This window comes from Pseudomonas indica NBRC 103045, from assembly GCF_002091635.1.
GTDB classification, from domain to species: domain Bacteria; phylum Pseudomonadota; class Gammaproteobacteria; order Pseudomonadales; family Pseudomonadaceae; genus Pseudomonas_M; species Pseudomonas_M indica.
The window spans coordinates 40,536-59,355 of record NZ_BDAC01000026.1 but is presented as its reverse complement, the minus strand read 5'-3'; the positions used below and the strand labels follow the sequence as shown (position 1 = coordinate 59,355).

The 18,820-nt window shown below is 61.0% G+C and carries 18 protein-coding genes; all 18 read left to right on the top strand.

Features of this window, described 5'->3' with window-relative positions:
* Nucleotides 1-127 precede the first annotated feature (127 nt).
* Nucleotides 128-535 (top strand): F0F1 ATP synthase subunit I, encoded by a 408-nt coding sequence (locus PIN01S_RS23105; protein WP_084339268.1) that lies wholly within the window; start codon nt 128-130, stop codon nt 533-535.
* Between the two features lie 16 nt (nt 536-551).
* Nucleotides 552-1,418, top strand: a complete 867-nt coding sequence (atpB, locus tag PIN01S_RS23100) for a F0F1 ATP synthase subunit A (protein ID WP_084339267.1) — start codon at nt 552-554, stop codon at nt 1,416-1,418.
* A 153-nt stretch (nt 1,419-1,571) separates the two neighbouring features.
* Nucleotides 1,572-1,829 (top strand): F0F1 ATP synthase subunit C, encoded by a 258-nt coding sequence (gene atpE, locus PIN01S_RS23095; protein WP_003097235.1) that lies wholly within the window; start codon nt 1,572-1,574, stop codon nt 1,827-1,829.
* A 58-nt stretch (nt 1,830-1,887) separates the two neighbouring features.
* Nucleotides 1,888-2,358, top strand: coding sequence for a F0F1 ATP synthase subunit B (locus PIN01S_RS23090; RefSeq protein ID WP_084339266.1), 471 nt, complete (start codon nt 1,888-1,890; stop codon nt 2,356-2,358).
* 12 nt (nt 2,359-2,370) lie between these two features.
* Nucleotides 2,371-2,907, top strand: coding sequence for a F0F1 ATP synthase subunit delta (locus PIN01S_RS23085; RefSeq protein ID WP_084339265.1), 537 nt, complete (start codon nt 2,371-2,373; stop codon nt 2,905-2,907).
* 21 nt (nt 2,908-2,928) lie between these two features.
* The gene (atpA, locus tag PIN01S_RS23080) at nt 2,929-4,473 is read left to right on the top strand and encodes a F0F1 ATP synthase subunit alpha (RefSeq protein WP_084339264.1); all 1,545 of its coding nucleotides are present in this window, start codon (nt 2,929-2,931) and stop codon (nt 4,471-4,473) included.
* Between the two features lie 50 nt (nt 4,474-4,523).
* On the top strand, nt 4,524-5,384 hold the full coding sequence (gene atpG / locus PIN01S_RS23075; protein ID WP_084339263.1) for a F0F1 ATP synthase subunit gamma: 861 nt from the start codon (nt 4,524-4,526) through the stop codon (nt 5,382-5,384).
* A gap of 28 nt (nt 5,385-5,412) precedes the next feature.
* Nucleotides 5,413-6,789, top strand: a complete 1,377-nt coding sequence (atpD, locus tag PIN01S_RS23070) for a F0F1 ATP synthase subunit beta (RefSeq protein WP_084339262.1) — start codon at nt 5,413-5,415, stop codon at nt 6,787-6,789.
* Between the two features lie 39 nt (nt 6,790-6,828).
* Nucleotides 6,829-7,254 carry a F0F1 ATP synthase subunit epsilon gene (locus PIN01S_RS23065; protein WP_084339261.1) on the top strand — a complete coding sequence of 142 codons (426 nt, stop codon included), beginning with the start codon at nt 6,829-6,831 and terminating at the stop codon, nt 7,252-7,254.
* Between the two features lie 162 nt (nt 7,255-7,416).
* Entirely contained in the window at nt 7,417-8,778 is a 1,362-nt protein-coding gene (gene glmU, locus PIN01S_RS23060; RefSeq protein ID WP_084339260.1) for a bifunctional UDP-N-acetylglucosamine diphosphorylase/glucosamine-1-phosphate N-acetyltransferase GlmU, read from the top strand.
* 143 nt (nt 8,779-8,921) lie between these two features.
* Complete coding sequence (locus PIN01S_RS23055) at nt 8,922-9,692, top strand: DeoR/GlpR family DNA-binding transcription regulator (protein WP_084339259.1); 771 nt, start codon at nt 8,922-8,924, stop codon at nt 9,690-9,692.
* 10 nt (nt 9,693-9,702) lie between these two features.
* Entirely contained in the window at nt 9,703-11,553 is a 1,851-nt protein-coding gene (glmS, locus tag PIN01S_RS23050; RefSeq protein ID WP_084339258.1) for a glutamine--fructose-6-phosphate transaminase (isomerizing), read from the top strand.
* 390 nt (nt 11,554-11,943) lie between these two features.
* Nucleotides 11,944-13,941, top strand: coding sequence for an NEL-type E3 ubiquitin ligase domain-containing protein (locus PIN01S_RS23045; RefSeq protein ID WP_169715875.1), 1,998 nt, complete (start codon nt 11,944-11,946; stop codon nt 13,939-13,941).
* A gap of 122 nt (nt 13,942-14,063) precedes the next feature.
* Nucleotides 14,064-14,552 carry a CesT family type III secretion system chaperone gene (locus PIN01S_RS23040; protein ID WP_084339256.1) on the top strand — a complete coding sequence of 163 codons (489 nt, stop codon included), beginning with the start codon at nt 14,064-14,066 and terminating at the stop codon, nt 14,550-14,552.
* Nucleotides 14,553-14,566: 14 nt separating this feature from the next.
* Complete coding sequence (locus tag PIN01S_RS23035) at nt 14,567-16,696, top strand: NEL-type E3 ubiquitin ligase domain-containing protein (RefSeq protein WP_169715874.1); 2,130 nt, start codon at nt 14,567-14,569, stop codon at nt 16,694-16,696.
* Nucleotides 16,697-16,816: 120 nt separating this feature from the next.
* Entirely contained in the window at nt 16,817-17,068 is a 252-nt protein-coding gene (gene bufA2 / locus PIN01S_RS23030; RefSeq protein WP_084339254.1) for a BufA2 family periplasmic bufferin-type metallophore, read from the top strand.
* A gap of 55 nt (nt 17,069-17,123) precedes the next feature.
* Nucleotides 17,124-17,969: an MNIO family bufferin maturase gene (gene bufB, locus PIN01S_RS23025; protein WP_084339253.1), complete on the top strand. Its 846-nt coding sequence runs from the start codon at nt 17,124-17,126 to the stop codon at nt 17,967-17,969.
* Nucleotides 17,960-18,745, top strand: coding sequence for an HvfC/BufC N-terminal domain-containing protein (locus PIN01S_RS23020; protein ID WP_084339252.1), 786 nt, complete (start codon nt 17,960-17,962; stop codon nt 18,743-18,745). The genes bufB and PIN01S_RS23020 overlap by 10 nt, the downstream gene beginning before the upstream one ends.
* The last annotated feature ends 75 nt before the right edge of the window (nt 18,746-18,820 follow it).

The following is an 18,820-nucleotide window of genomic DNA, read 5'->3' as shown; positions in this document are numbered from 1 at the left end:
GTAGTCGGAAATCACTACCCGGCAGTTGAACCGGGTAGGAACCCCCCCTATACTCTGCGCGCATTTTGTCGGCACAAAATATGCCAAGTCGTTGATTTACAGCGCCGACGTCAGGGGAACAACTGCGATGGAAAACCGCGCGCCAAACCGCCTGCCTTTCCATCGAACGCCGGCACTCCCGGTCCTGCTCGTGCAATTGGTCGTGTTGCTGCTCGCCGCAGTCGTTCTCTGGCAGTGGCGGGGAATGGTGTCAGGTTATTCTGGGCTGTGCGGCGGGTTGATCGCCTGGCTACCCAACGTGTACTTCGCCCATAAGGCGTTCCGATTCAGTGGAGCGCGGGCTGCGCAAAACATCGTCCGGTCCTTTTATGCCGGCGAAGCGGGAAAACTGATTCTGACGGCAGTGCTGTTCGCACTGACGTTCGCAGGCGTGAAGCCACTGGAGGCGCCGGCCGTGTTCGGCGTCTTTCTCCTGACCCTGATGGTCAGTTGGTTCGCTCCCCTGCTGATGAGAACAAGACTTTCGAGACCTTAGAGCGTTTGAGGGATATATGGCAGCAGAAACCGCTTCGGGCTATATCCAGCACCACCTGTCGAACCTGACCTATGGGCAACACCCGGTCAACGGCTGGAGCTTCGCCCACACCGCACAGGAAGCCAAAGAAATGGGCTTCTGGGCATTCCATGTGGACACCCTGGCGGTTTCCGTGGTGCTCGGCCTGCTTTTCATCTTCCTGTTCCGTGCAGCCGCCAAGCGCGCCACTTCCGGGCAGCCAGGCGCCCTGCAGAACTTCGTCGAAGTGATGGTCGAGTTCGTCGACGGCAGCGTGAAGGATACCTTCCACGGCCGTAACGCCCTCATCGCTCCGCTGGCCCTGACCATCTTCGTCTGGGTCTTCCTGATGAACTTTATGGACCTCATCCCGGTGGACTGGCTGCCGAAAGTGGCTGCCACCCTTGCCGGCGACGAGCACCTGTTCTTCCGCGTTGTACCGACCACCGACCCGAACGCTACGCTCGGCCTGGCCCTGTCGGTCTTCGCCCTGATCCTCTTCTACAGCATCAAGGTCAAGGGTATCGGCGGCTTCCTCGGCGAGCTGACCCTGCACCCGTTCGGCAGCAAGAACGTCGTGGTCCAGGCCCTGCTGGTCCCGGTCAACTTCCTGCTCGAATTCGTGACCCTGATCGCCAAGCCGGTCTCTCTGGCTCTGCGTCTCTTCGGTAACCTGTACGCCGGCGAGCTGATCTTCATCCTGATCGCCATCATGTTCGGCGGCGGCCTGCTGCTTGGCGCACTGGGTATCGCACTGCAGTGGGCGTGGGCAGTGTTCCACATCCTGATCATCGTGCTGCAGGCGTTCATCTTCATGATGCTGACCATCGTCTATCTGTCGATGGCCCATGAAGACAACCACTGATTGACGTCTCACCCGGCCTTTTCTTCCGGGGAAAGGCCATGGGCGACCGCCAAGGTCGGCCCGTAGCCCGCAAGGGCATTTGCACAAACCGTTTTCGCTTTACCGCTTCACCTAAAAACCCTTAACCAATACGACATAAAGTCGGGAGGAAAGATGGAAACTGTAGTTGGTCTGACCGCTATCGCCGTTGCACTGCTGATTGGCCTGGGTGCCCTGGGTACCGCCATTGGTTTCGGTCTGCTGGGCGGCAAGTTCCTGGAAGGCGCTGCGCGTCAGCCGGAAATGGTCCCGATGCTGCAAGTGAAGATGTTCATCGTCGCCGGTCTGCTCGACGCCGTGACCATGATCGGCGTGGGTATCGCCCTGTTCTTCACCTTCGCGAACCCCTTCGTTGGTCAAATCGCCGGCTGATCACTCGATATTTTCGAGTTGATTGGTTTGACGGACAACGAACGAGCGAGGTGTTGGCGTGAACATTAATGCAACCCTGATTGGCCAGTCCGTTGCCTTCTTCATCTTCGTGCTGTTCTGCATGAAGTTCGTGTGGCCTCCGGTCATCACGGCTCTGCGCGAACGCCAGAAGAAGATCGCTGACGGCCTGGACGCTGCCAATCGCGCGGCTCGTGACCTGGAGCTGGCTCAAGACAAAGTGAGCCAGCAACTGCGCGAGGCGAAGAGCCAGGCAGCCGAGATCATCGAGCAGGCGAAGAAGCGCGCGAACCAGATCGTCGACGAGGCCCGTGAACAGGCCCGTACCGAGGCGGATCGCGTGAAAGCGCAAGCTCAAGCCGAGATCGAACAGGAACTCAACAGCGTCAAGGACGCCCTGCGTGCCCAACTGGGTGCTCTGGCCGTTGGCGGTGCCGAGAAGATCCTGGGCGCCACTATCGATCAAAACGCGCATGCGGAGCTGGTTAACAAACTGGCCGCCGAAATCTAAGCGAGGGCGATCATGGCAGAACTGACCACGCTGGCCCGACCTTACGCCAAGGCTGCCTTCGAGTATGCCCAGGCCCATCAGCAGCTGGCCGCCTGGTCGGCCATGCTCGGCCTGGCTGCGGCGGTGTCGCAGGACGACACCATGCAGCGCGTACTCAAGGCCCCGCGTCTGACGAGTGCACAGAAGGCCGCCTCCTTTGTCGAGGTGTGCGGCGACAAGTTCGACGCCCAGGCACAGAACTTCATCCACGTTCTCGCCGAGAACGAGCGTCTCCTGCTGTTGCCGGAGATTGCCGAACTGTTCGAGCTGTACAAGGCCGAGCAGGAAAAGTCGGTGGACGTGGAAGTGACCAGTGCCTTCGCATTGAGCGCAGAACAGCAAGACAAACTCGCCAAGGTTCTCAGCGCACGGCTCAGCCGGGAAGTGCGTCTGCACGCCGCGGAGGACGCCAGCCTTATCGGTGGTGTCGTGATCCGCGCCGGCGACCTGGTTATCGATGGCTCGGTTCGCGGCAAGCTCGCGAAACTGGCCGAAGCGTTGAAATCTTGAGTTTGAAGGGGCAGCAGAGCAATGCAGCAACTCAATCCTTCCGAAATTAGTGAAATCATCAAGGGGCGTATCGAGAAACTCGACGTCTCTTCCCAAGCCCGTAACGAAGGCACCATCGTTTCCGTCTCCGACGGTATCGTGCGCATCTACGGCCTGGCCGACGTGATGTACGGCGAGATGATCGAGTTCCCCGGTGGCGTCTACGGTATGGCGCTGAACCTGGAACAAGACTCCGTCGGCGCCGTCGTCCTGGGTAGCTACCTCGGCCTGCAAGAAGGCATGAGCGCCAAGTGCACCGGCCGCATCCTCGAAGTTCCGGTCGGTCCGGAGCTGCTGGGTCGCGTGGTCGATGCCCTGGGTAACCCGATCGATGGCAAAGGCCCGATCAATGCTCAAGCCACCGACGCCGTCGAGAAGGTCGCTCCGGGCGTGATCTGGCGTAAGTCGGTCGACCAGCCGGTACAGACCGGCTACAAGTCGGTCGACGCCATGATCCCGGTCGGCCGTGGCCAGCGCGAGCTGATCATCGGTGACCGTCAGATCGGTAAGACCGCCCTGGCCGTCGACGCCATCATCAACCAGAAGAACAGCGGCATCCGCTGCGTCTATGTGGCTATCGGTCAGAAGCAGTCGACCATCGCCAACGTCGTACGCAAGCTGGAAGAGAACGGCGCACTGGCCAACACCATCGTGGTGGCTGCGTCCGCTTCCGAATCCGCTGCGCTGCAGTTCCTGGCTCCGTATGCCGGCTGCACCATGGGCGAATACTTCCGCGATCGCGGCGAAGACGCGCTGATCGTCTATGACGATCTGTCCAAGCAGGCCGTGGCTTACCGCCAGATCTCCCTGCTGCTGCGCCGTCCGCCGGGACGTGAAGCCTACCCGGGCGACGTGTTCTATCTCCACAGCCGTCTGCTGGAGCGCGCTTCCCGCGTTTCCGAAGAGTATGTCGAGAAGTTCACCAATGGCGCCGTGACTGGCAAGACCGGTTCCCTGACCGCTCTGCCGATCATCGAAACCCAGGCCGGCGACGTTTCCGCGTTCGTTCCGACTAACGTGATTTCCATCACCGACGGTCAGATCTTCCTGGAATCGGCCATGTTCAACTCGGGCATCCGTCCGGCGGTCAACGCCGGTATTTCGGTATCCCGCGTAGGTGGTGCCGCGCAGACCAAGATCATCAAGAAGCTTTCCGGTGGTATCCGTACCGCCCTGGCCCAGTACCGTGAACTGGCGGCTTTCGCCCAGTTTGCATCGGACCTGGACGAGGCCACCCGCAAGCAGCTCGAGCATGGTCAGCGCGTTACCGAGCTGATGAAGCAGAAGCAATACGCGCCGATGTCCATCGCCGAAATGTCGCTGTCGCTGTATGCCGCCGAGCGTGGCTTCCTGACCGACATCGAACTGGCGAAGGTCGGCAGCTTCGAAGCTGCGCTGATTGCTTACTTCAACCGTGATCACGCCGATCTGATGGCGAAGATCAACGAGAAGGGTGACTTCAACGACGAGATCGACGCTGGCATCAAGGCCGGTATCGAGAAGTTCAAGGCCACCCAAACCTGGTAAGCCGCAGCGGGGGTCGCAAGACCCCCGCCTGCTAACCCGAAAGGTGTGAAATGGCAGGCGCAAAAGAGATTCGCAGCAAGATTGCGAGCATCAAAAGCACGCAGAAGATCACCAGCGCCATGGAAAAGGTGGCGGTCAGCAAGATGCGCAAGGCACAAATGCGCATGGCTGCCAGCCGTCCCTATGCCGAGCGCATCCGTCAGGTGATCGGTCATCTGGCCAATGCCAACCCGGAATACCGTCACCCGTTCATGATCGAGCGCGACGTCAAGCGCGCCGGTTACATCGTGGTGAGTTCGGACCGTGGTCTGTGCGGCGGCTTGAATACCAACCTGTTCAAGGCCCTGATCAAGGACATGGCAGGTTTCCGTGAGCAAGGCGTAGAGGTCGACCTCTGCGTGATCGGCAGCAAGGGCGCATCGTTCTTCCGTAATTTCGGTGGGAACGTCGTCGCTGCCATCAGCCACCTGGGCGAAGAGCCGTCGATCAACGATCTGATCGGCAGCGTCAAGGTGATGCTGGATGCTTACCTGGATGGCCGTATCGATCGCCTGTACGTGGTCTCCAACAAGTTCGTCAACACCATGACGCAGAAGCCGACTGTGGAACAACTGGTTCCGCTGGTGGCCGATGAGAGCCAGGAGCTCAAGCACCACTGGGACTACCTCTACGAACCCGATGCCAAGCAGCTGCTCGAAGGCCTGCTGGTACGCTACGTGGAATCGCAGGTCTACCAGGCGGTGGTCGAGAACAACGCTGCCGAACAGGCGGCGCGGATGATCGCGATGAAGAACGCTACCGACAACGCCGGCCAGCTGATCAGTGATTTGCAACTGATCTACAACAAGGCGCGTCAGGCTGCGATCACTCAGGAAATCTCGGAAATCGTCGGCGGCGCTGCCGCGGTGTAAAACGGTTCAAAAGTTAGAGGAACCAAAAATGAGTAGCGGACGTATCGTTCAAATCATCGGCGCCGTTATCGACGTGGAATTCCCGCGTGATCAGGTGCCGAACGTTTATGACGCGCTGAAGGTCGTGGGCGCGGAAACCACCCTGGAAGTCCAGCAACAGCTGGGTGACGGCATTGTCCGTTCCATCGCCATGGGTTCCACCGAAGGCCTCAAGCGTGGCCTGGACGTGACCAACACTGGCGCTGCCATCTCCGTTCCGGTCGGCAAGGCGACCCTGGGCCGGATCATGGACGTACTGGGTAACCCGATCGACGAAGCCGGTCCCATCGGCGAGGAAGAGCGCTGGGGTATCCACCGCGCTGCACCGTCCTATGCGGACCAGGCTGGCGGCAACGAGCTGCTGGAAACCGGCATCAAGGTGATCGACTTGGTATGCCCGTTCGCCAAGGGCGGTAAGGTCGGCCTGTTCGGCGGCGCCGGCGTGGGCAAGACCGTGAACATGATGGAGCTGATCCGTAACATCGCCATCGAGCACAGCGGTTATTCCGTGTTCGCCGGTGTGGGTGAGCGTACTCGTGAGGGTAACGACTTCTACCACGAGATGAAGGACTCCAACGTTCTCGACAAAGTGGCCCTGGTCTATGGCCAGATGAACGAGCCGCCGGGCAACCGTCTGCGCGTGGCACTGACCGGCCTGACCATGGCCGAGAAGTTCCGTGACGAAGGCCGCGACGTTCTGCTGTTCGTCGACAACATCTACCGTTACACCCTGGCCGGTACCGAAGTGTCCGCGCTGCTGGGCCGTATGCCGTCCGCGGTGGGTTATCAGCCGACTCTGGCCGAGGAAATGGGCGTTCTGCAGGAGCGCATCACCTCCACCAAGACCGGTTCGATCACCTCGATCCAGGCCGTATACGTACCTGCGGACGACCTGACCGACCCGAGCCCGGCGACCACCTTCGCCCACTTGGACGCCACCGTGGTTCTGTCCCGCGACATCGCCTCCCTGGGTATCTACCCGGCGGTCGATCCGCTCGACTCCACTTCGCGTCAGCTGGACCCGAACGTGATCGGTCAGGATCACTACGAGACCGCTCGCGGCGTGCAGTACGTACTGCAGCGCTACAAGGAGCTGAAGGACATCATCGCGATCCTCGGTATGGACGAACTGTCCGAAGCCGACAAGCAGCTGGTATCCCGCGCTCGTAAGATCCAGCGTTTCCTGTCGCAGCCGTTCTTCGTGGCGGAAGTCTTCACCGGCTCCCCGGGCAAGTACGTTTCCCTGAAGGACACCATCGCGGGCTTCAAGGGCATCCTCAACGGCGACTACGATCACCTGCCGGAGCAGGCGTTCTACATGGTCGGCGGCATCGAAGAAGCCATCGAAAAAGCCAAGAAGCTGTAATCGGTGCGCCCGGCAACGGGCGCTCACGTGAGGTTAGATATGGCTATGACAGTCCATTGCGATATCGTCAGCGCAGAAGGCGAAATCTTCTCCGGTCTGGTCGAGATGGTGGTCGCGCACGGCAACCTGGGTGATCTGGGTATCGCGCCGGGCCACGCACCGCTGATCACCGACCTGAAGCCGGGCCCGATCCGCCTGATCAAGCAGGGCGGCGAGGCGGAGGTGTACTACATCTCCGGCGGCTTCCTGGAAGTGCAGCCGAACATGGTGAAGGTGCTTGCCGACACCGTTCAGCGCGCGGCCGATATCGACGAAGCTGCGGCTCAGGAGGCCCTCAAGGCCGCCGAGAAGGCGCTGCACGAGAAGGGCGCGGAGTTTGACTACGGTTCCGCCGCCGCTCACCTGGCGGAAGTCGCAGCCCAGCTGCGTACCGTCCAGCAGATGCGCAAGAAGTTCGGCGGCTGACCGGCCCCTGCTTCGGCTTCATCGCAAGCGAGTAAAAGGGTAGCCTTGGCTACCCTTTTTCTTTTTCTGCCGTTCCACCCATGGGCTGGCAAGAGCGAAACCCGGCGGGGCGAAAGCTGTCTGCATCGAGGTTTTCCCCAGCCTCCGACACCAGGATTCGTCATGTCCCTCGATATCGTCATTCTCGCCGCTGGCCAAGGCACCCGCATGCGCTCCTCCCTGCCCAAGGTGCTGCATCCCGTAGCCGGAAAACCTATGTTGGGCCACGTCATCGGCACGGGTCGCCAACTGTCTCCGCAGGGAATCCATGTGGTGATCGGGCATGGTGCTGACGAGGTCCGGGAACGGTTAGCTGCGGACGATCTGAATTTCGTCCTGCAGAGCGAACAACTGGGCACCGGCCATGCCGTTGCCCAGGCGCTGCCGGCGTTGTCGGCCGAACGTGTGCTGATCCTCTATGGCGACGTGCCGTTGATCGAGGTGGAAACCCTGCGCCGCCTGCTGGAGAAAGTCGGGCCCGAGCAGATCGCGCTGCTCACCGTCGATCTCAACGACCCGACCGGTTACGGTCGCATCATTCGTGACGAGAACGGTGTGGTGAAAGCCATCGTCGAGCACAAAGACGCAACGCCCGCCCAACGGCAAATCTGCGAGGGCAATACCGGCATCCTCGCGGTACCGGGCAAGCGCCTGGCCGACTGGCTGGGGCGGCTTTCCAATGACAATGCCCAAGGCGAGTACTACCTGACCGACGTGATTGCGATGGCGGTGCAGGACGGTCTGGTGGTCGCCACCGAGCAGCCCGACGATGCGATGGAAGTGCAGGGTGCTAATGATCGCATCCAGCTTGCCGATCTGGAGCGTCATTACCAGCAACGCGCTGCCCGCCGCCTGATGGCTCAGGGCGTGACGTTGCGCGACCCGTCTCGTTTCGATGTGCGCGGCGAGGTGACGGTGGGCCGCGACGTGCTGATCGACATCAACGTGATTCTCGAAGGCCGGGTGGTGATCGAGGAGGGTGTCGAGATCGGCCCGAACTGTGTGATCAAGAACAGCATCTTGCGTAAGGGGGCGGTGGTCAGGGCCAACAGCCACTTGGAAGGTGCCGAGATGGGCGAGGGGAGCGACTGCGGTCCGTTTGCCCGTCTGCGTCCCGGCACGATCCTGGAGGCCAAGGCGCATGTGGGCAATTTCGTCGAACTGAAGAACGCGCGCATGGGCGCGGGCGCCAAGGCAGGTCACCTGAGCTACCTGGGCGATGCCGAGATCGGCGCGCGGACCAACATCGGCGCCGGGACCATCACCTGCAACTACGATGGCGCCAACAAGCACCGGACGGTTCTCGGCGAAGACGTATTCATCGGCTCCAATTCCGCGCTGGTCGCTCCCGTGACGCTAGGGAAGGGCGCCACCACCGGGGCGGGCTCGACCATTACGGCCGATGTGCCTGCGGACAGCCTTGCCGTAGGACGTGCCCGCCAACGCAATATCGAAGGCTGGAAACGTCCTAAAAAGCAGCCATAAGCGGCAAGGCTCAAGCTGCAAGTAAGAGCAAAAGCTGGCCGGCGGCGGGCCCAAGACTCACTGTCGCTTGCAGCTTGCAGCTTGCAGCTTGCAGCTGCTTATGTTTTGATTCGCATCATTATCTTTCGAATCGAAACTTAAGAATGTCGAAACGCAACACTCCGCAACGTCGTCATGCCATTCTTGCCCTGCTCGCCGAGCAGAGCGAGGTGAGCGTGGACGAGCTGGCGAAGCGTTTCGCCACCTCCGAAGTCACCATTCGCAAGGACCTCGCCGCACTCGAGAAGAACGGCTTGCTGCTGCGTCGCTATGGCGGTGCGGTGCCCGTTCCCCACGAGCTGATCGGCGAAGATACCCAGCCGGTTTCCCCTTACAAGAAGGCTATCGCCCGTGCCGCCGCCGGGCGCATCCGCGAGCATGCGCGGATCATCATCGACAGCGGCAGCACCACCGCAGCGATGATCCCGGAGCTTGGCCACAAGCCTGGCCTGGTGGTGATGACCAATTCGCTGAACGTGGCCAATGCGCTGCGCGAGCTGGAGCACGAACCGGTCCTGTTGATGACCGGCGGCACCTGGGACCCGCACTCGGAGTCGTTCCAGGGGCAGGTCGCCGAACAGGTCTTGCGCTCCTATGATTTCGACCAACTGTTCATCGGTGCCGATGGCATCGATCTCGAACGCGGGACCACGACCTTCAATGAATTGCTTGGACTCTCCCGCGTTATGGCCGAGGTCGCCCGGGAAGTCATCGTGATGGTCGAGGCCGACAAGGTTGGCCGCAAGATTCCCAATCTCGAGCTGCCTTGGAGCAGCGTCGATACCCTGATCACCGACGAACGCCTCCCGACCGAGGCGCGCGAACAGATAACGGAACGCGGCATCACCCTGCTCTGCGTCGCCGTGGAAGCCTGAGGAGAATCCTATGTGTGGCATCGTTGGCGCCATTGCCGAACGCAACATCACCGCCATCCTGCTGGAAGGTTTGAAGCGCCTGGAATACCGCGGCTATGACAGCGCCGGTGTGGCCGTTCTGGACGAGGCCGGCCGGCTGCAGCGCCGCCGCCGTTCCGGCAAGGTGGCCGAACTGGAACAAGCGTTGAAGGATGAGCCTCTGGCCGGTCGCCTGGGCATTGCTCACACCCGTTGGGCCACTCACGGCGCACCGTGCGAACGCAATGCCCACCCTCACTTCTCCGGCGACGGCCTGGCGGTGGTGCACAACGGCATCATCGAAAACCACGAGGAACTGCGTACTCGCCTGAAAGGATTGGGGTATGCCTTCGTTTCCGACACCGATACCGAGGTAATCGTCCACCTGCTTCACCACAAGCTGAAGGAAACCGGCGACCTTACCACCGCGCTCAAGGCAGCGGTGCCCGAGCTTCATGGTGCCTATGGCCTGGCGGTGATCAGCGCGGACCAGCCTGATCGTCTCGTGGCGACCCGCAGTGGCAGCCCGCTGGTGATCGGTCTTGGTATCGGCGAGAACTTCCTGGCTTCCGACCAGCTCGCCCTGCGTCAGGTCACGGATCGTTTCGTCTATCTGGAAGAAGGCGACATCGCCGAGATTCGTCGCGACCGCATCAGCCTCTGGGATAACGCAGGCCAGCCGGTACAGCGTGAAACCGTGCAGTATCACGAAGGCGCGGAAGCCGCCGACAAGGGTGAATACCGCCACTTCATGCTGAAGGAAATCTACGAGCAGCCGAAGGTGGTCCAGCGCACCCTGGAAGGCCGCATCGGTCAGGAGCAGGTGCTGGTCCAGGCGTTCGGCCCCCAGGCCGCCGACCTGTTCGCCAAGGTGAAGAACGTCCAGATCGTCGCCTGCGGCACCAGCTATCACGCCGGCATGGTGGCGCGTTATTGGCTGGAAGCACTGGCCGGGATTCCCTGCCAGATCGAAGTCGCCAGCGAGTTCCGCTACCGCAAGGTGGTGGTGCAGCCGGACAGCCTGTTTGTCACCATCTCCCAATCGGGCGAAACGGCCGACACCCTGGCTGCATTGCGCAACGCCAAGGCACGCTCCAGAGAAGAAGGGGGCTACCTGGCCAGCTTGGCGATCTGCAACGTCGGCACCAGCTCGCTGGTGCGCGAGTCCGATCTGTGCCTGTTGACCCAGGCTGGCCCGGAAATCGGCGTGGCCTCGACCAAGGCCTTCACCACCCAACTGGTGGCGCTGCTGCTGCTGACCCTCGCCCTGGGCAAGGTGCGCGGCGGCCTGGAGGAGGGCGTCGAAGCCGAACTGGTGGAAGAGCTGCGCCGCCTGCCGACCCGTCTTGGCGAAGCACTGGCCATGGACAAGACCGTGGAGAAAGTCGCCGAACTGTTCGCCGAGAAGCACCACACCCTGTTTCTCGGCCGTGGCGCCCAGTACCCGGTGGCGATGGAAGGGGCGCTCAAGCTCAAGGAAATCTCCTACATCCACGCCGAAGCCTACCCGGCCGGCGAACTCAAGCATGGCCCGCTGGCCCTGGTGGACGCCGACATGCCAGTGGTGACCGTGGCGCCGAACAACGAACTGGTGGAAAAGCTCAAGTCCAACCTCCAGGAAGTCCGCGCGCGCGGCGGCGAGCTGATCGTCTTCGCCGACGAAGAGGCCGGTATCGAGAACGGCGAGGGCACCCATTTGGTCAACATGCCGCACATTCATGATGTGCTGGCACCGATCCTCTACACCCTGCCGCTGCAACTGCTCTCGTATTACGTTGCCGTGCTGAAAGGCACCGATGTCGACCAGCCGCGGAATCTGGCCAAGTCGGTGACCGTGGAGTAACCGACCAAGCGCTCCGGCCGCCGTTGGCGTTCGTGCGGCCGGGGTTGCTACTGCTACAGGCAGAAATGCCCGTCCGTCTGCAAAAATCTTTCTTATCTCGGATTCTCTTCGTCGCGGATGCCACTCAAGGCAGAGTTGCCGCAACGGAATGTCCATCGAATGATCGTGTCCCGGCGCGTCAGGCATGAGGTCATGGCGCCTTTACCGGACGTTTGATGGTTCGGCCCGGCAATGCTTTTTGTCATTTCGTCGGAGCCATTCGAAATGGACCGGATACCTCACTCGCCTGCCACTTCCTTCCATTCCTGCAGCAGCCATTCATCCGAAGCCTTGGAGGACACCGCGCAATCGGTACCAGGAAATCCCGTTCCGGCGCTCCAGGTGCCGCCCATGACGAACAATATCCTGGGCATGATGAGGGGCGCTCTGAGCGCTTTCCAGGGCGCTTTTCAGCTACCGAGTGTCGGACTGGGCTGGCTTCTGCCTCGCATTCCGCAACCGGAGGCGGGCGGCTCTACGACGTCTTCCACATCGGCCCATGGCATGGAGCCGCGTCTGACGAGTTGGCTGGAAGAAGCCGGTACGCCGGACATGCGCACCGCGCGAACGACGGCCGCGCGGCATTTCCAGGACGTGCTGCAAGGGAAAGACGAACTGGTTCTGAGTGACCTGGCGTTGGGAACGCTACCCGATATCTTCGACCGGCCCGAGATCATGCGAGGGCTGCGGTCTGTGAGGCTGAACGACTGCCGGCTCGATACGCTTCCGGCTTCGCTCTTGCAGCTCCCTCGGCTGGAGATCCTGAGCGTGCGAAACGCCGGCCTGAGCCGTCTTCCTGAGTTCGGCAAAATGCCCGGACTGCTATCCCTGAACTTCAGCCATAACCGGTTGACTGCATTGCCGGAGAGCATCGACAGGCTGGGTTCTCTCCTGGCGCTCAACCTCGATAGAAACCGACTGGAGTTTCTGCCGGAGTCCATTGGACAGCTCACGGCGCTGAGAGAACTCACTGTCCCAGGCAACCGCCTGCATGGACTACCTGACAGCCTGGGCGATCTGCGGGATCTGGAGAAGCTCGATGTCGGCTCCAACCGCTTGAGCGATCTCCCTAAGTCTTTAAGCCGGTTGTCGCTGGAGCAGTTGTTCCTCAACGGGATGAACGAGCTTAGGGAAGTACCTTCGGTGGTGTTCACCATGACATCACTGGAAGAATTACGCCTCAATGGGACGGCCCTGACGACGATCCCTGCGGACATAGCCCGTTTGAGCAATCTGCAGTTCCTGGATCTTTCCGAATGCCGGATAACCTCGGTTGCCGAAGAAATTGGCCAGTTGCCGGACACATGCCGTGTCGAATTGAGTGGCAATCCGCTACCCCGGGCCCTCATCGGGCGTTTGTCGAACAGAGGTAACGGGCCGCAGATTCATGTCGGAAAACAGGCAATCCAACCCCTGGAGGCGAATATAGCCGGATGGTTGAAGACCCTCTCGCCCGAACAACGGAGTAAATGGCAACAGCTTGTGGATAACGCCGAACTCGCAGCGCAAGTCGGAGAATTCAATTCCTGGCTGGAAGCGATGCGCGAGACCGCGGACTACAAGAGCGAAAAGACCCGCCCTCACCTCGAACACCGGATGCAGTCACTGCTCGAAGACCTGACCCGCATGCTGGAAACTTCCGACCCCATCCGTATCCCCAAGGAAAGCCCATTGCCAACCTATCTCGAGATCGCCCGGGATGCCGTCTCGAGATGTGAGGATCGTGTCCTGATGGGGTTGGACGGAATGGAATTGCAACAAGTCAGCGAGCGAGCAAGCCGTGGCCAGTACAGCGACAGCCAGTTGATCGCCCTGGGGCGCGAAATGTTCATTCGCGATCAGATTTCCCAGATAGCGGAGGAAAAGGCAAAGGAACTGCCCAAGGGGGACGATGAGGAAGAGGGCGTGGAAGTTCATCTGACCTATCTGATCGGTCTGCGTGACCGACTGGGGCTGACACTGGGTAGCCAGGACATGTCTTTCTCGTCTCTGTCTGAAGTTGGCGAGGAGGATCTGAAGCGTGCGGCTCAGGACATTCAGCAGCAACTGGATACGCCCGGTGTGTTGCGTACGTTTCTGGCCGATTGGGAGCCGATACGGCAGTTGGTGAACCAGCGGCACCCGGCGGAATGGCGGAACATCGAAAAAGAGTTCGAAGCGCTGGAAGATCAGGCCTATAGCCAGGATGGAAATACCGACTGGACAGCACTTGCAGGTCTTGGCGTACGGCGTGAGCAGGCCTTTCGCGAGCTATGCGCGAACAAGGCCGAGGAACTGCTGAAAACCGAACGGGCGTCTTCGTCGCGCGACCCAGAGGAACCGGCGCCAAAACGCCCCCGCCTGGACTGAATGATGGCAAAACGAAAGGCTCTACCATGGGTATTTCGTTCGATATGGACCATCGTTAACCGGGAACTCTCCGACCAAGGATCACCACACACCGGTGTTCCCACCGCAACGCGAGATCTCCAATGTACCCCCAAGATGCTCGAGCCTGGCTCACGGAAGCATTTTCGCGCGGGCGAACCGGCCTCGGTAATACGCTCGTTTTCGATGCCCAGGGACAGGCTGTCGTACATGCGCCGGAAGGCGTGAGTTGTCTGCTCTGGATTCCCGACCAGGATGCCCGTTGGCACCTCTATGCCTCCCTCAGGGAAGTCGATCCGAGAAGCGATGGCCATTTCCTGGCCATGGCGCTCGCGCTCAATTTGCAGTCGGTCCTGATGCAGGACACCCATATCGGCCTCAATCCCGAGACCCGGCAACTGCTGCTCCACCGTGTCGTGGCGATCGATATGGCGACACTGGATGCCCCCGCGACCCTGCGGCATTTCATCGGTCGATGCGTCTATCTGCGCGAGGAGTTGGAGAAGGCTCTCGTCTCTGCAGGACGACCATCCAGGGCGGAGACACCGGCAGCCTTTCATTCGTCCTTTTCGTTTCATCAACGTTTCGCCTGACCGGGAGCGCTGAGATGAATACACCGCCCCTTTCGCCGAGCATTTCCAGCTCGGCACGGACCTCTTCCTCCTCCGACACATCCGAAACGGGATCCGAAAATCTCCAGTGGGAACCGGGCAATCGAGCACCGGCTCTTCAGCTACCCCCTGGCCTGCATGTTCCCGAAGGGATGCAGCTTCAACCGATCGCGCAGTGGTTGGCGGCCTATCAGGGCAACATCGCTCTTCCCGTGCCAGGACAGAGCTGGGTGCTGCCCCATGCCCCTCGGTTCTTTCCAGGAGAACCCAGTACTTCCTCGTCTCCAAGCATGTGCGAGGTCCAGCTCAGGAAATGGGTGGGTGAGGCAAGCAGTCCCGAGATGGCCGAACATCGCCGCATCGCCGAGGGGAAAATTCTGGATGTCCTGAACGGTAAACGGGCCGTTTTGGCTCTGGAAAACCTGAAGCTCGGGGAGTTGCCGGATATCTTTGGACACCCCGAAGCCCAGGAAAAATTGAGCGTCGTGGAACTCAGCTGTTGCGAGTTGAATCGGCTTCCCGCCTCCCTGATGCGTCTACCCAACCTCCGGCATTTCAGCATGACCGGTTGTCCTGTAACCGAACTCCCCGAGTTCGATGAGTTGCCCCACCTGAAATCGCTCTATCTGGTTGAAAATGACTTGGAGCACCTGCCCAATAGCATCGGTCGGCTGAAAAACCTGCAAAGATTGATCGCTGATAGCAACAACCTGCAAGACTTGCCGGATTCGCTGACTCGGCTCAGCAAACTGGAGAAGCTGAAAGTTTCGTTCAACCTGCTCACCCAGCTGCCTCAAGGTATGGCCGGACTGACGTCCCTGCAGAGCTTGAATATCAACTCCAATCTGATGCAGGAACTTCCCGAGGACCTGGCCGCTCTGCCTCTGCTCAAGCTGAAGGCCAACCAGACCGGGTTCCAGGAAATCCCTCCGGTAATTTTTGCTATGGAACGACTGGAGGTGCTGAAGCTTTCTTCGAATCCGATTTCGCTGATTCCCCCGGAAATCGCGCGACTGAAGAACCTGGACGTTCTGGATATCGCGCATTGCCGTCTGACCTCGCTGCCGGAGGAGATCGCCCAGCTTCCCCACGACTGCGATGTGGAGGTGGGGGGTAACCCGCTTTCCCAGGCGATCCGCAGTCAATTCGAACGAATCTACCAGGAGGGCGGGCCGACCCTCTCGTATACGGAAGACGAAGGCAACCCGGTGGAAGTTGCCAGCCAGCCGCTGGAAACCAACGTGGCCAAATGGATGAAGAACCTGACGCCCGAACAGGTGCAAAAGTGGCAACAGCTGGGTGGTGAAGAGCGCGCGGGCCACCTCAATACCTGGCTGGAGTTCATGGACCAGACCGCGGACTTCAAGAACGAGCAGACCCGTCCCCGCCTCGAACAGCGGATGCGGCATCTGCTGACCGACCTGACCCGCATGCTGGAAGACCCGGAAGACACTCAGTTGCCGATCTACCTGGGCATCGCCGAAGAAGCGACCTCGTCCTGCCGGGATCGTATTGCGGTGGGCCTGAACAACATGGAACTGCAACAGATCAATACCCGCGCGGGACGGGGAGATTTGAGCAGTAGCCAACTGATGACCCTGGGCCGGGAAATGTTCGTCCGCGATCAGATCAGCCATATCGCCGCAGAGAAGGTGAAAAGGTTGTGGGGCGTGGATGAAGTGGAAGTGCATCTCGCCTTCCAGTCCGGTCTGCAGCAGCGGCTGGGTCTCACGCTGGGCAATCAGGACATGCTGTACCGGGGCTGTTCCCAGGTGCGCGACAAGGATTTGCGGCTGGCAGCGCAGAGAATCCAGGCCGCGCTGGATACGCCCGGCATGCTACGTAATTTCCTGGCTGACTGGGAGCCGATGCGGGCCCTGGTCCGCCTGCGAAATGGTGTGGAATGGCGAGCCATCGAGCGCAAGTTTCGGGAACTTGAGGAGCAGGCCTACGGGCAGGATGGCGATACCGACTGGCGAGCGCTCGCGGGGCTCGGTACGCAGCGCGACCAAGCCTTCCATGATCTCTGCGCACAAGAGGTGAGCGAGCTGATGCAGACAGACCTGCCATCCTCTTCGCGACCGCCGGAAGAACCGTCATCCAGCAAGCGTCCTCGGCTGGGTTGAAGGTTTTGCCGTGGATTTTTCCAGGCGGTTGTAACGCTGCCGGGGAAGGCGACTCTACCTGTCTGTCGGATCGATCTTTCGGAAACGCCGACCATTCCAAAACAAAAGAGGAAAGACGGTATGAGCGCAAAAACCAGCATCACCGGTGCGGCATTGGCCCTGGCGGCCGCAGGGCTGTTCGCCAGCTTGCCAGCCCAGGTCGTGGCGGAGGAAGCCATGGTGCACTGCTATGGCGTGAATGCCTGCAAGGGGCAAAACGACTGCAAGACGGCGCAGAACTCGTGCAAAGGGCAGGGCGCGTGCAAGGGCCAAGGCTTCAAGTCCATGACCTTGGCCGAGTGCCAATCCGCGGGCGGCAAGGTCGGCGACTGATGCCTCCGGGCGGGAAGCCTCTTCGGCTTCCCGCCTTGTCTCGAAAGGAGGCCTTATGTCGATTGCCGATTCCTGTCTTGGTTATGGCCTGGGGCTGCGCACGGCCTATTACCAGGACATTCTCGAAGGCCATCCGCCGGTGGACTGGTTCGAAATCGTTTCGGAAAACTACCTGGTCGATGGTGGCAAGGCGCTGTATTACCTGGAGGCCATTGGCGAGCGTTACCCGTTGGTGATGCACGGTGTGTCGTTATCCATCGGAGGCCCGCACCCATTGGATGGGGACTACCTGCAACGCCTCAAGCGCCTGGCGCAGACCGTTCGTCCGGCGTGGATCTCCGACCACCTGTGCTGGAGCCGTGGCAGCGCCCACCAACTGCACGACCTGCTGCCGCTGCCTTACACCGAGGAAAGCCTGCGACATGTCGCCGAGCGGGTTCGCCAGGTGCAGGACATTCTCGAACGTCCGCTGGTGCTGGAAAATGTCTCCAGCTACGTGCGTGTCGCGGAGGCATCGTTCAGCGAATGGGAGTTCCTTGCCGCGCTCAGCGAAGCGAGCGGCTGCGAGTTGCTGCTGGACGTGAACAACGTCTATGTCAGCGCCCGTAACCATGGCTTCGATCCCTGGACATTCATCAGCGGGCTGCCGAAAGCACGCATCCGCCAGCTGCATCTGGCGGGGCACAGCGATTACGGCGCCTACCTCATCGATACCCACGACCAGCCGGTGAACGACCCGGTCTGGCAGCTCTACCAGCGCACCTTGGCGCACCTGGGACCGGTGGCGACGCTGCTGGAACGCGACGACAACTTCCCTCCGCTGGACGAATTGCTGGCCGAACTGGGCAAGGCCAGGGCGCTGGGGCAAGCGGTGCTCGCCCGGGAGGCCGCATGCGTCTGAGCGAATGGCAGCGGCAGATGGAAGCCTACCTGCTGGACGATCGCACGGAGCCGAATGCAGCGCTGCGCGCCAGTCTGGTCGGCAGTTCCGCCCTCAGCGTCGATGAAGGTCTGGCGATCTACCACAACGCCTACCGTGCCCGGCTGGTCCAGGCCCTGGCCGAGGACTATCCGGCCGTGAGTGCCAGGCTCGGCGAAGCGTTCGAGGGCATGGCCCGGGATTACCTGCGCGTCTGTCCCTCCCGTCACTACAGCCTGCGCTGGCTGGGCGAGCGTCTGCCCGCATTCATCGAACAACGCGGGGATCAGGCCCTGGCCGAACTGGTGCGCCTGGAGTGGGCGTTCACCCTGGCGTTCGATGCCGCCCAAGGGGAGCCGTTGACGCTCGCGGACATGGCGGCGATGCCCGCCAATGACTGGCCCGGTCTGCGGGTTCACCTGCAACCCAGCGTGCAGTGGCTGGGTTGTCGCTATAACAGCGTGGAAGCCTGGCGTTCGCACAAGGAAGGCAGCGGCCTGCCCGGAAGCCGGACGCTGGATGAGATAAACCATTGCCTGATCTGGCGCCAGGGCCTGATCAGCCGCTACCGCAGCCTGGAAGAGGGCGAAGCCGAGGCGTTGAAAGGCATGGCCGTGGACGGGCTCTGCTTTGCCGAACTTTGCACCGTGCTGAGCGAGCGGAACGAGAACGCCGCGCTGCAGGCGGCCGTGTGGCTGAAGCGCTGGGTCAGTGAGGGTCTGTTGGCGGGGATTTCCGGCACAACGAACGATAGCTGAACTCTATCAGTCTCATAGAATGAAGAAGGATTATAGTGGTCTACGCTTGCTGAGAGTTTATGCGAACCGGGGGGG